The sequence below is a fragment of the Sediminibacterium salmoneum NBRC 103935 genome, from assembly GCF_000511175.1.
GTDB lineage: Bacteria > Bacteroidota > Bacteroidia > Chitinophagales > Chitinophagaceae > Sediminibacterium > Sediminibacterium salmoneum.
This window is the reverse complement of record NZ_KI866530.1, coordinates 2,569,592-2,582,933: the sequence shown is the minus strand read 5'-3', so window position 1 is coordinate 2,582,933 and position 13,342 is coordinate 2,569,592. Positions and strand designations below refer to the sequence as shown.

General features: G+C 40.1%; 14 protein-coding genes. 4 read left to right on the top strand and 10 right to left on the bottom strand.

The window, feature by feature from the left end; all coding sequences use genetic code 11:
- Together P767_RS16965 and P767_RS0111990 are read left to right on the top strand one after the other, a co-directional pair.
- The coding region (locus P767_RS16965; RefSeq protein ID WP_245586884.1) for an efflux RND transporter permease subunit at positions 1-2,559 on the top strand (2,559 nt) is incomplete at its 5' end.
- Between the two features lie 3 nt (positions 2,560-2,562).
- Complete coding sequence (locus P767_RS0111990) at positions 2,563-3,354, top strand: TIGR00266 family protein (protein ID WP_026764700.1); 792 nt, start codon at positions 2,563-2,565, stop codon at positions 3,352-3,354.
- On the opposite strand, the gene P767_RS0111985 is transcribed toward P767_RS0111990, so the two are convergent.
- From P767_RS0111985 to pyrH, 5 genes are read right to left on the bottom strand one after another with little or no spacing between them, the layout of a single operon-like run.
- A complete protein-coding gene (locus P767_RS0111985; RefSeq protein WP_026764699.1) occupies positions 3,355-4,029 on the bottom strand; it encodes a response regulator transcription factor in 675 nt (224 codons plus the stop codon).
- 1 nt (position 4,030) lies between these two features.
- Positions 4,031-4,435, bottom strand: a complete 405-nt coding sequence (locus P767_RS0111980) for a helix-turn-helix domain-containing protein (protein WP_026764698.1) — start codon at positions 4,433-4,435, stop codon at positions 4,031-4,033.
- Positions 4,436-4,478: 43 nt separating this feature from the next.
- On the bottom strand, positions 4,479-5,627 hold the full coding sequence (locus tag P767_RS0111975; RefSeq protein WP_245586883.1) for a methionine aminotransferase: 1,149 nt from the start codon (positions 5,625-5,627) through the stop codon (positions 4,479-4,481).
- A 10-nt stretch (positions 5,628-5,637) separates the two neighbouring features.
- Positions 5,638-6,942: a TolC family protein gene (locus P767_RS0111970; protein WP_026764696.1), complete on the bottom strand. Its 1,305-nt coding sequence runs from the start codon at positions 6,940-6,942 to the stop codon at positions 5,638-5,640.
- 57 nt (positions 6,943-6,999) lie between these two features.
- Positions 7,000-7,716, bottom strand: a complete 717-nt coding sequence (pyrH, locus tag P767_RS0111965) for a UMP kinase (protein ID WP_026764695.1) — start codon at positions 7,714-7,716, stop codon at positions 7,000-7,002.
- Positions 7,717-7,885: 169 nt separating this feature from the next.
- Between pyrH and P767_RS0111960 the strand changes: the two genes are divergently transcribed.
- Positions 7,886-8,419, top strand: a complete 534-nt coding sequence (locus tag P767_RS0111960) for a hypothetical protein (RefSeq protein WP_157611516.1) — start codon at positions 7,886-7,888, stop codon at positions 8,417-8,419.
- Between the two features lie 52 nt (positions 8,420-8,471).
- Here P767_RS0111960 and tsf read toward each other — a convergent pair whose 3' ends face one another.
- Genes tsf through rplM form a run of 4 tightly spaced genes read right to left on the bottom strand, consistent with a single transcriptional unit; the run spans position 8,472 to position 11,175 of the window.
- Entirely contained in the window at positions 8,472-9,308 is an 837-nt protein-coding gene (gene tsf / locus P767_RS0111955; protein ID WP_026764693.1) for a translation elongation factor Ts, read from the bottom strand.
- Positions 9,309-9,342: 34 nt separating this feature from the next.
- Entirely contained in the window at positions 9,343-10,242 is a 900-nt protein-coding gene (rpsB, locus tag P767_RS16960) for a 30S ribosomal protein S2 (RefSeq protein WP_037351790.1), read from the bottom strand.
- Between the two features lie 57 nt (positions 10,243-10,299).
- The gene (rpsI, locus tag P767_RS0111945; protein WP_026750513.1) at positions 10,300-10,689 is read right to left on the bottom strand and encodes a 30S ribosomal protein S9; all 390 of its coding nucleotides are present in this window, start codon (positions 10,687-10,689) and stop codon (positions 10,300-10,302) included.
- A gap of 42 nt (positions 10,690-10,731) precedes the next feature.
- The gene (rplM, locus tag P767_RS0111940; RefSeq protein ID WP_026750514.1) at positions 10,732-11,175 is read right to left on the bottom strand and encodes a 50S ribosomal protein L13; all 444 of its coding nucleotides are present in this window, start codon (positions 11,173-11,175) and stop codon (positions 10,732-10,734) included.
- 188 nt (positions 11,176-11,363) lie between these two features.
- On the opposite strand from rplM, the gene P767_RS16955 reads away from it, so the two are divergent.
- Positions 11,364-12,587, top strand: a complete 1,224-nt coding sequence (locus P767_RS16955; RefSeq protein WP_157611515.1) for an amidohydrolase family protein — start codon at positions 11,364-11,366, stop codon at positions 12,585-12,587.
- Between the two features lie 4 nt (positions 12,588-12,591).
- Here P767_RS16955 and recO read toward each other — a convergent pair whose 3' ends face one another.
- Positions 12,592-13,335, bottom strand: coding sequence for a DNA repair protein RecO (gene recO, locus P767_RS0111925; RefSeq protein ID WP_037351786.1), 744 nt, complete (start codon positions 13,333-13,335; stop codon positions 12,592-12,594).
- Positions 13,336-13,342 lie beyond the last annotated feature (7 nt).

The following is a 13,342-nucleotide window of genomic DNA, read 5'->3' as shown; positions in this document are numbered from 1 at the left end:
ACAGGAGATCAGAGTAAAGGCACAAAGACTTCCTTTAATGAATTGGTGAATACCATCATTATCGGATTTATCCTTGTATTGGTAATCCTCATGTTCTTCATGGGTGTTACGAATGCATTCTTTGTTGCATTAAGCGTTCCGCTATCGGTTTTCGTTTCATTCATGTTTTTACCATTGGGTGAATTCATAGCAGGTGGTGCCATTACCTTAAACTTCATTGTACTCTTTGCCCTACTATTTGGTTTGGGTATTATTGTGGATGATGCAATCGTGGTAATTGAGAACACCCATAGAATTTATCAGAATGGAAAAGTAAAAATTGTACGTTCTGCCAAAGAAGCAGCAGGTGAAGTTTTCATACCGGTACTGGCAGGTACAGCAACCACATTAGCACCTTTCTTCCCATTGCTTTTATGGAAGGGAATCATTGGTAAGTTTATGATTTACTTACCCATCATGTTAATCTTAACATTGGCTGCCTCTTTAGTAGTTGCCTTCTTTATCAACCCCGTATTTGCGGTTAGTTTCATGAAGCCGGAAGGAAGAGAATATGAATCACCCAAGAATGCCATATTTAAACAATGGTGGTTCTGGGGATCTATTATACTTGGGGTTTTATTCAACCTGGTTGGATGGCATGGATTCGGGAACTTCCTGATTTTCATGGCACTATTGGTAATATTAGAGAGATATGTTTTAAGAGGTATTATACATTTCTTCCAGGAGAGGGCATTACCCGGTTTAATGAACCGATACGAAAAACTATTACAATATATTTTGGTTAGAAAAAGACCTGTATATCTTTTAATCGGCTTATTCGTATTGTTCCCTATCTCTTTGTTTTTATTAATTCTAAGAGACAACCCCAAACCTTTCTTCCCTAGCGGAGATCCAAAATTTGTATATGTGTATTTGAAAATGCCAATTGGTACAAAAGCACAAACAACCGATTCAGTACTAAGAGTGCTGGAAAGCAGAGTATATAAAATTTTAGGTAATGACCAGCCTGGAAAAGAAGGAAGCATTGTAGAGAGTGTTATTTCTAACGTTGCTGTAGGGGCAAATAATCCAAGAGACAATAACAGAAGCACACAATCACATTTAGGTAGAATTCAGGTGTCATTTGTTGAATTTGAACAAAGACATGGCAAGAGCTCGGCTCCATTCCAGGATGAAATCAGAAAGCAGATGGTAGGAATACCAGGTGCTTCCATAGAAGTAAGACAGGAAGACGCAGGTCCTCCAACAGAGCCTCCTGTAAACATTGAAGTGAGTGGAGATAATTTTGATGCATTGGCAAAAACAGCTATTCAGTTATTGAATCACTTAGACACCAACCGTGTGGAAGGAATGCAGAGTTTAGGAATGGATATTGATTTAAACAATCCTGAAATCACGGTAAATATTGACAGACAAAGAGCATTATCAGAAGGAGTTAGCACGGCTCAAATTGGCTCTGAATTAAGAACAGCGGTATTTGGAAAGGAAGTGAGTAAGTTGAAGGATGATGAAGACGAATACAAGATTCAGCTTCGTTTCGATGCAAAATCGCGTAATGACATCAATGAATTGATGAATATGCGTATTGTATTCAGAGATTTCACTACCGGGGCTATCAAACAGATTCCATTGAGCAGTGTGGCAACTATTGAATACACCAACACAGCAGGTGGCGTAAAAAGAAAGAACCTGAAAAGAACCATTCAGATTCAATCAGCCGTTACCGATCCTAGTTTAACTCCTGAGATCAATAAGGCGTTGACCAAGAAAATTGAAGAGTTTAAAGCAAAAACACAGATTCCTGCAGATATCACTATCAAGCAAACCGGTGAAGGAGAGCAACAGGCTGAAACCAGTGCCTTCCTGGGTACGGCTTTGCTAAGTGCTTTATTAATTATCTTCTTAATCCTTGTTTTACAGTTCAACAGTTTAAGTAAGCCTTTCATTGTATTAACAGAAATATTCTTCTCTATCATTGGTGTATTCCTGGGTTATGCTTTAACAGGCATGAGTATGGCAACCATCATGGTGGGTGTGGGTATTATTGGATTGGCTGGTATCGTAATTAAAAACGGTATCCTGTTAATTGAGTTTACCGATGAATTAAGAGGCAGAGGATACAAAACCAGAGCAGCAGCCATTGAAGCCGGAAAAATCAGAATCATTCCGGTGTTACTAACGGCGCTGGCCACTATGATGGGTATGTTCCCATTGGCGATTGGTTTTAATATCGATTTCGTTTCTATGTTCACGCATTTAGATCCCAAGATTTTCATTGGAGGAGACTCTGTGGTATTCTGGGGACCTTTGGCCTGGACTATTATTTTCGGTTTAATTTTCTCTTTCTTCTTAACCTTAATTATGGTACCAAGTATGTACCTGATTTCTGAAAGACTAAGAAGACCTATGGAGAGATTCTATGGTACCAAGTATGTAGCTTTATTTGGCTTCACCGGACCCCTGTTCTTCATTTTTGTTGGAATTATGTTCGCTGTAAAAAAATTACAGGGCAAAAAAGTGTGGATGGGAGAACAAAAAATTAATTTAGCTAAAAATTAAACCATGCAGAATCACGAAATAGACTATCGCATTTTTGGAGAGGAAATGCAGTTTGTTGAAGTTGAATTAGATTATAATGAAACGGCTATTGCCGAACCGGGTGCATTCATGATGATGGACGATGGGGTTATCATGGAAACCATGTTCGGTGATGGTTCACATCAAAACAACAGCATTTTTGGAAAGCTGTTGAATGCCGGAAAGAGAATGCTAACGGGTGAGAGTTTATTCATGACCGCATTTACCAATGTGAACCATGGTAAACGCAGGGTAAGCTTTGCCTCACCCTATCCCGGAAAGATTATTCCTTTGGATTTATCACAGTATAACAATCGCATCATTTGTCAGAAAGATAGTTTTTTATGTGCAGCCAAGGGAGTAAGCGTAGGTATTGAATTTCAGCGCAAACTGGGTACGGGTTTATTTGGAGGAGAAGGATTCATCATGCAGAAACTGGAAGGTGATGGCATGAGTTTTCTCCACGCCGGAGGGCATGTATTCAAAAGAGACTTGCATCCCGGAGAAACCCTGAAAATTGATACCGGATGTATTGTTGGTTTCACTTCCAGCGTTAATTATGATATTCAGTTTGTAGGTGGGATCAAGAACACCATATTCGGAGGCGAAGGTTTATTCTTTGCCACCCTGTCCGGACCAGGAACTGTTTGGATTCAAACCTTACCCATCAGCCGATTGGCAGGCAGAATTCTACAATACGGTGTAGGACCCAGAAAAGAAGAAGGAAGTATTCTAGGAGGATTGGGCAACCTGCTCGACGGAGACGGTAGATGGTAACTAAACTTCCTGAATAGGAATAATTCCATTTTTAATAGCATACAGGATTAAGCCGGCCGAATTTTTCGAGCCGGTTTTTTCTTGCATGGACTTTCGGTAAGACTCTACGGTTCTGCTGCTCATGCCCAACCGTTCAGCAATTTCCTTGCTGGTTAATTGAGCTGCCAACAACTGTAGTATGTTTTTCTCCTTGTCCGTAAAAATCGGTTCGGATATTTTTACATGTGGATGAAAACGATTGGTTTGTATCAATTGCTGCAAATGCACGGCTGTGAAAACACAAAAGAATTTTTGAAGATTGAGCAGCTGAAAAATGGCCGTCTCCAATTCGGTTTTCGTAATATATTTAGTGGCAATTCCATTTACACCTGCAGAAAGAATACGCAGAAGTAATTCTTCACTGTAATGACTGTACAGAACAAAAATCAAAATGTTATCATCCAGATTCCGAATGGATTGTACCAAAGAAGGCAAATGTATATGTGGAAGATTCGCATCCAGCATAACCAGATTGGGCTTGCTATTCGCTATTTCATTCAACAGATCCTGATTAATACCGCATTGCCCAACTATTTCTACATTTTGCAAAGACCCAAAATATTGCTTTAGCCCATCAAGAAATATTTCCTGATGATCGGCAAATAATAATCTTATTTTAAATGAGTCAGAATTCATTTTAATTATTCTGATTGAGCTGTTCCAATAATAATTTGTTCTCCTCCAATAAAGCGATATACTTTTTTCTTAGAGACTGAATAATTAAATTAGCTTCTCGCAGGTTCTTGGGTTCTTCTTCCATTGGATAATAAGTAAGCGCATCCGACATTAGTTGACCATCCAATGGAGCAATCATATCCAGAATGTTTACGTGCAAAACCTGACCATATTTTATTAAAATATCAACTGATAAATCCGGATCTTCAATATGATTGTAAAAGCTGGATCTGCTGATGCCCACTTTTTTTACCAGCTTAGATATAGATATGCCATTCTCGGCAACCAGACGCTTCAGCAACTGCCCACGATGAGTATTTTTTTTACTGCTTTTCAACACAGTAAAGAAATAAACAATAGTGTTCATTTAATTGAACAAATAGAAGTCAAAACTGGACAAATATGTGCAATCAAAGTTTACGCAACCCCTCTACCGCTTTTTCTAAAGTTCCTTCTGATTTGGCAAAACAAAAACGAAGCACTTTATTGTCCTGGCCATTCTGGTAAAAAGCAGAAACCGGAATGGTGGCTACACCAAACTCTCTGGTGAGTTTAATGGCCAACTCTTTATCGGATAATTGACTGAAGCTGGCATAACTGTAACATTCAAAATAACTGCCGTGAGATGGAATGCAAGTAAATGGCGTATCCCGCATTAAAACCCTGAAATAATCTCTCTTCGTCTGCATGGATGGACCAAGAGATAAATAAGCATCTTCATTTTTTATATATTCTGCCAATGCTACTTGTGGAGGTGTAGGGCAGGTAAAACAATTGAACTGGTGTACTTTTCTAAATTCTTTCATTAGCTGTTCGGGAGCCATACAGTAGCCCAGTTTCCATCCGGTACAATGATAGGTTTTACCAAAAGAGAAGCAAACAAAACTCCGCTCGAATAACTGAGGGTATTTTAAAATACTCTGGTGCTCAATCCCATCAAAAATTAAATGTTCATACACTTCATCGCTAAGTATAATAATATTGGTTCCTTCCACTATACCGGATAGCATTTGCATGTCTTCCGCTGAAAGTACTGCACCTGTTGGGTTATGAGGCGAATTAATCACAAGCATTCGGGTGCGCGAAGTGATTTTGCTTTTTACTTCATCCCAGGGAATTCCATAATTGGGGTACTGCAATTGAATTGGAACAGCAATGGCTTTGTTCAACTCAATAGTGGGAATATAACAATCATAGGCTGGTTCAAAAACAATCACTTCATCTCCGGGTTGCAAAACCGTTGTTAGTGCAGTATAAATGGCATAAGTGCCACCCGGTGTAATGGTAATAGAAGCAGCTGCATCAATGGATGCATTGTATAGTTTATTAGCTTTTGCCGCCAAAGCTTTTACCAAGGGAGGATACCCATTCATATGGGTGTACTGATTAAACCCATCCTGCATGGCTTTGTTAACCAGACTGGTTAGTTCTGCACTCATAGAAAAATCCGGAAAACCCTGTCCCAGATTTACTGCACCAGCTTCATTAGCCAGATGACTCATTACCGTAAAAATAGTAGTACCTACCTGAGGTAGTTTAGATTGAATAGCAACAGACACTATGTTGAAATTATGGCTCAATAATATTTGCCAGTCGCTTTAGTTCTACTTCGGCAACCTTGGCTGTGAATGCCAAGTTAACCAATCTGTAGGATTCATTCTCAAAACTTTGCTGAGCCAGTTTCACATCAATAATGGTGGCCTGTCCCAATTGAAAGCGCTGCATCACCAGGTCTAACAGTTGTTTGCTCAACAATTGGTTTTCCTTGGCCGTTTTTAACTGCGCCAAAGCATTGCTATAAGCCTGATAAGTACGAACCGTACCTGTTTCAATGTTCAATAAAAACTGGTCTCTTTGTACTTTAGCATTTCGGGTATTAATTTCTGCTACCTGCTGTTGCTTCTTGCTGATTAAACCATTGTAGATTGGAATGGCCAGGTTCACACCCAGAAATGGGCCATAGCTTCTGTTCTCTAAAATGAAACCCGCCCCGCTCTTGGTATTCGTAAAGTTAAAGCCGGTTGTAGCGCGTAATGTTGGTACCCGCAAAGCAGCTGTTTCTCTCTCGAGCAATTCATTCACTTTAATTTGCTGCTCTGCTGCTGCAATCTGAGGATTCTTCAAAGCCAAAGGTTTAATTTGACTAAGGGTTACTTTCTCATCCACAACAATGGTATCACTAATAACAACAGTTGTATCAGGACTCACAAATAACAAACTCAGCAGGTTGGTTTTTCCCTGATCAATAATCAGTTGTTGTGCCTGCTTGGATTGCACCAATGCATTTAAATCTATCTGAGCCTGGTATAAATCGGCATTATTGGCCAGACCTACTTCTTTTCTGCTTTTAATTACATCAATTCTTTGCTGAGAAACTTCAATAGATTTTTCAATCGTAGTTAAAAGATTCTGCTGGCGAACCACATCGTAATAACTGGTCATAACAGCAGCCATGGTGCTTTGAATCTGCGCATTCAGCATGTCTTCATTCATCTTCTGCAATTCAGCCAGTCTTTGTTGGGCTGCTTTTACCCTGAATCCATTGAACAGTAAAATGCCCGCTGTAACGTTGGCATTCATATTATTAGAAGAAACGCCGCTTCTAGTAACATTTCTGGAAGGATCCGGAAACTTCTGATCAATGCTGGTAATATTCTCTACATCATTCACTGTTGCAGTAACGGTTGGAAGTCCACCAGCTACACCCATATGATTGTTGATGGAAGAAATCTCTACATTGTTTTTAGCCAGCTGAATATTATAGCTGTTCTTTAATGCAATGGACACTGCATCAGATAAGCTTAATCTGTTTTGGCCAAACCCAAATTGGGCAGCCATCGGAATTAACAGGAATGATAGGATTAATTTACGCATCAGGTCTAAATTACCAACGGTTGATGAATCATAGGGTATTATTACACGAACGGGCAATTAGCTTACCAGCGTTCCTACATTGGCCCCCTCCACAACCTGTAAGAGGTTACCCGGGGTGTTCATATCGAAAACAATAATGGGTAGCTTATTTTCCATGCATAAGGTAAAAGCTGTCATGTCCATCACTTTCAGGTTTTTAGAAATACATTCCTGGAAGCCCAATTTTTCAAAACGGGTAGCGGTAGGATCTTTCTCAGGATCTGCGCTGTAGATGCCGTCTACACGTGTACCTTTCAGAATAACATCCGCCTTCATTTCAATGGCTCTTAAAGAACCAGCTGTATCTGTAGTGAAGTAGGGATTACCGGTTCCTGCACCAAAAATCACTACACGTCCTTTTTCTAAATGACGCAAAGCTTTTCTGCGGATATAAGGCTCAGCCACCTGCTCCATATTAATCGCACTTTGCAAACGGGTATAAACCCCTATTTTTTCCAACATCGCCTGCATGGCCATGGCATTAATTACAGTTGCCAGCATTCCCATGTAGTCGCCATGCGCTCTTTCAATGCCACTGTCAGCTTCGTTCATCCCTCTGTAAATATTTCCACCACCAATTACAATGGCCACTTGAACACCCAGATCAGTTACCCTTTTAATATCATGCGCATATTGCTCAATGATTTTGGGGTTAAAGGGATCACCGTTTCTTTGATCGCCCAATAAAGCTTCTCCGGATAATTTCAAGAGGATACGTTTGAATTTTGGTAGCATAGCTAGAGGTTGTTTATACTGCAAATAACCTTATTTTTTAATGAGTCACCAAACTGAATTCTAATTCCATTTTTTATTGAATAATTGTTAAATGAAATCATTTTTAAACCCCAAACGAATAAATAAAAAATGTAATCCAAAACTTAGTTAGGTTAGTAAAAAATCATTCATGAAAAGATATCTCTTGTTCCTGCTCTGCATTTATTTTAGCAATACTATATTGGCCCAAGAATGGGTGATAGAACAAACCAACAGCAAAAACGGCAAATCAACTCGCATTAAAGAAGGGGATAAAGTATTGATTAGTTTTAAACAATTGAATAACGAGTATGAAAATAGACCCAGTGCTGTATTTATACAACCATTAGATACTGGCTATACGCGAGTTGTTTTCAAAGCACGAATCACCAAAATCAATGAAAACACTATTGAGCTAAAAGATTTGACCGTTAAAGCCAACAGAACTATTCTATTTGATAAAATAGATGGGATTAGAAAATTAACTACTGGAAAACAATTGTTGAGAGCCACCAGTCAAATTATTGGATTCGTTGCTTATGGACTTGGATTTGCTTATGTTCACGAAAATTTTTGGAGTGCTATATCATTATGGGCAGGAGGTAGTACGCTTATTGCACTAGCGTCAACAGACTTCCATACCAAATTCGAAACTCAATGGAAAAATAAGATTGTTGCCAAATAAAAAATCCCGCAGCATAGCTGCGGGACCTATATTTTTCTAATTGTAATTAAACTTAACCTAAAGCAACACGCTTGAATTCAGTAACAGTGACGTTACCAGCGTTCTTTAAGTAAGCTTCAACAGTAATAGAACCGTCTTTTACAAATGCCTGAGCAAGTAATGTATTCTCTTTAAAGAATGCATTCAATTTGCCTTCAGCAATTTTAGCTACCATATCTTCAGGTTTGCCAGCCATTTTAGGATCAGCTTTCATGGTTTCTAACACAATCGCTCTTTCTCTTTCGATGGTATCAGCAGGGATGCTGTTCGCATCTACAGCAAGTGGATTCATAGCAGCAATCTGCATAGCTACGTCCTTACCAGCTTCAGGAGCTTCAGCGCTTAATCCTACCAATACACCCATACGGTTTGCACCGTGGATATAAGAAGCAACATAAGGAGCTTCAATTCTTTCGAACTTGGCAACACCAATTTTTTCACCAATCGCAGCCAACTTATCGTTGATCATATCGGCAACTTTAGCACCATTGATGCTTACTTCGTTTAGTTCTTCAGCACTCTTAACGTTGTTGGCAACCGCTGCATCAGCAATAGAAGTAGCGAAGGCAACGAAATCAGCGTTCTTAGAAACGAAGTCGGTTTCACAGCTAATGCAAACGACAAATCCAACTTTGTTGTCAGCAGAAGTACGAGCAATGATTACTCCTTCTTTTGCTTCTCTGTCGCTACGCTTAGCAGCCACTTTCTGGCCTTGCTTACGTAACCAATCAATCGCAGCTTCAAAATCACCATTGGTTTCAGTTAAAGCTTTTCTACAATCCATCATACCGGCACCAGTGGCCTGACGTAATTTATTTATATCGGCAGCTGTAATAGTTGCAGTTGACATAATTATTTCAATTTAAAAGATTCAATAATAAAGCTTATCTGGCTCCGCCACCTGCAGGTCTGCGGTTACCGCCACCTGCCGGAGTACGACGCTTAGGAGCACCACCAGGACCACCGGCAGGAGCAGCACCACGGCCTCTTCCACCACGACCAGCTTCAGATTGTGCTTCAGCTTCCAAACGACGAGCTCTTGCTTCGTTCTCATTGTTGTTGTCATCAGACTCTTCTTCATCTTTAGAAGCCTGGCGCTCAGCCAAACCTTCTGCAATAGCAGCAACAATGTAGTTAGTGATGATAGCAATAGACTTAGTAGCGTCGTCGTTCGCTGGAATAGCGAAGTCAACTTTATTAGGATCACAGTTGGTATCAACCATTCCAAAAGTAGTAATACCCAAACGCTTAGCTTCTGCTAAAGCAATATGCTCGTGACCAATATCAACTAAGAATAATGCTGCAGGAAGACGGCCCAACTGAGCAATACCGCCCAATACTTTTTCCATCTTATCCTTATCGCGGGAAAGGGTTAATCTTTCTTTCTTGGTTAAGCTTTCTGCGCTTCCGTCAGCCAACATTTTTTCAATGCTCTGCATTTTCTTCACACTCTTACGAACAGTGTTGAAGTTGGTAAGCATACCACCTAACCAACGCTCTGTAGCATAAGGCATGTTTACACGCTTAGCGCATTCAGTAACAATTTCTTTTGCTTGTTTCTTGGTAGCAACAAACATGATTTTCTTACCGCTCTTAGCAATCTGCTTAATAGCAGCTGCAGACTCCTGTAGGTAGTCAACAGTTTTGTTAAGGTCAATAATGTGAATACCTTTTTTCTCAGCAAAGATGTAAGGCAACATCTTTGGATTCCACTTCTTTTTCAGGTGACCAAAGTGTACGCCGGCCTCCAGTAGTTGCTGTTGTAGTGAAGTGTTATTTTCCATTGTGGTGAATTATATAATTTTTTAAAATTTATTTCAGGTAGATATTCAATACAACGATTAACGCTTACTGAACTGGTAGCTTCTACGGGCTTTCTTATGACCAAATTTCTTACGTTCAACACTACGTGGATCACGCTTCAATTGACCAGCTGCTTTAAGTGCAGGACGTAATTCAGGATTCACCTCAATCAACGCACGAGCAATACCTAATTTAGCTGCTTCAGCCTGACCTTTTAAACCACCACCGGTAGCGTTGATAATAATATCAAACTTACCTTCTAATTCAGTAGTCTTTAAAGGAGCTTCTACTTGGTTCTGTAAATAAACCAGTGGGAAATAAGCTTTGTAGTCTTTGTCGTTTACAGTTATTTTTCCTTCGCCTTTGCTGATGAAGACACGTGTAACGGCTTCTTTACGGCGACCAACTGCATTTTTTTGTTTTTCCATTTTGTTTATGCTTGGCGTCTGGCATTGCTACCAGACAATGTTTTAGAATTTAAGTTCCTTAGGTTGCTGAGCGGTATGAGGATGTGCAGTTCCGGCATACACGAATAATTTTTTGATCATTTTACGACCTAATTTATTCTTTGGTAACATGCCTTTCACAGCTCTTTCCATAATTACTTCCGGACGACGCTTTAACAAGCTGCCAGCAACTTCTTCTTTTTTACCACCTGGGTAACCAGAGAAGTTTAGGTATACTTTATCTTCTAACTTATTACCAGTGAAAGCAACTTTCTCTGCATTAATTACAATTACGTAATCGCCACAGTCTACGTGTGGAGTATAATAAGCTTTGTTTTTGCCGCGTAGTACAGCAGCAATCTTAGAGGCAATACGTCCCACGGTTTGATTAGTACCATCAACTACATACCAGTTGTGTTGAACGGTAGCCGCATTCGCATGCTTGGTGGTGAAATGAAGTTTACTCATGATCTTGTTGTTTTAAGTGAAATCGGCGCTATCCCACCGATTAAAATATCCCATTTTTTGGGAGGGCAAAGGTCTGCATTGGCAATGGAACAACCAAGAAATAAGGGAACTATTTTGAGAGCACTATTCATAATTCATTGATTTTCAATAAAAATTTGTGCAAGTTTTTTTCATCTACCTTTGCAGATATGGCATTTTTACAATTTTCAGGGCAGGATTTATTCGATGGAAAGCTGTTTTTAGGAGCCAACCAGGTTTTAATAACAGACGAAACGGGACGGGTGGAAGCCATTGTGCCCCGGTCAGAAGCAGGGGAAGACATCCGGGAAGTCGAGGGTATATTGAGCCCGGGATTTGTGAATACCCACTGTCACCTGGAATTGAGCCATATGAAAGGAAGAATTCCGGAACATACCGGACTACCTGAGTTCATTTTAAAAATTGTTAGCGACAGACACCATCCTGAAGAAGAAATACTGGAAGCCATTGCAAAAGCGGAAGCCCATATGTTAGAATCAGGCATTGTAGTCGTAGGCGATATCAGTAACAACCAGTTAACCGCGGCTCAAAAAGCCAAACGCAACCTGGCTTATTACACATTTGTAGAAATCAGTGGATGGAAACCGGAAATAGCCGAACCCCGGTTCAGTAATGCACAAAAAGTAATGGAACAGTTCAGGGGGATTACAACTGACGCTTCACCGAAGTTGCCGCATCGTATGCTTAACCCGCTGCAAACATCCTTCAGTCCGCACGCGCCTTATTCTGTATCTGAAGAACTCTGGGAAATGATGATGCCCCATTTTGAAGGCAATACGGTAACCATACATAACCAGGAGACACCCGCAGAAAACGAGTTATTCCTGAAAGGAAGCGGAGACTTTGTACAGATGTACCAGGCCATGAATATAGATCAGGCCCATTTTACGCCGACGGGTAAGAATAGCCTGCCGTCTTACTTCCCCCGGCTACAAAAAGCAAAAAATGTATTGCTGGTGCACAATACCACCACAACAGAAGCGGATATGGATTTTGCAGCTGCTACCGCTGCAGCACATGAGCAGTCGCTCTTTTATGCACTATGCGTAAATGCCAATCTTTATATAGAAAATGCACTGCCGCCCATTGAAATGCTCAGAAGTAAAAACGCAAACATTGTTTTAGGCACCGATAGTTTGTCGAGCAATCATCAATTGAGTATTTTATCCGAAATACAAACCATTGCCAAAAATTTTCCAATGATTCCTTTAAATGAAATTCTGAAATGGGCTACCAGCAATGGCGCAGAGGCTTTACAGATGGATGCACAATTCGGCTCATTTACACCCGGCAAAAAGCCTGGTATTATCGTATTGGAAAATATTGGACCCAACCAAACGATTGGAGAGGCAACCGTTAAAAGATTAATCTGATCATTTAAGCCAATACCTCTTGCAAAATGGCGAAGCTTTTCATTTGCCCGAAACCAGCAATATGCAAAGACAGGTATTGCTGATAGGCTTCGAGCAATTGTCTGCGGATATTTTTATTCAATGAAATAGTTTCCAGTTCGTTATAAAAATTCAGACCTGCTATTGTTGAAGTAATTTCTGCCAGTTGACCAGCTAAATAATAAGGATGCAGCGGTATTTGCGAAACAAATACGCCCTCCTGTAAATCTAAAACAGCGGTTTCTGTTGTATAATTTCCCTGTAACTGAAAACCCAGTTCTGCAGCCAAATGCAAAGTAAAGTATAGTGGCAGATTACCCGTCAGCGTTGGGTTTCCACGATCGAGCTGCTTCAGGGTATCTTCAATTAAATAATAGAGTTCCGGATTGGCTTCGGGTTGTTTTAAGCTATGCTGCAACAATTCCATCACATAGATAGCCACTGTATTCTTAACTACATTAAACAATACCGACTCATATAAATACGCCCAGCGAAACTCTTTAATGAATTGCAATTGCTTGAGTTCGTTGTGGTAAACCTGTAATTCCAGAATGGCAGCCGGATTAAAATAACTGGCTTTGCCCGCAGAAGTCTTACTGCTTTGGCGCACTCCTTTAACCAGGTATTGTTGTATTCCAAACAATTCTGTGTAAATAGAAGTAATGATACTGGAATCACCGTATTTAATGGTTCGCAATACCACACCCCGGGTTGAATGCACCGTGCTCATGCATGCA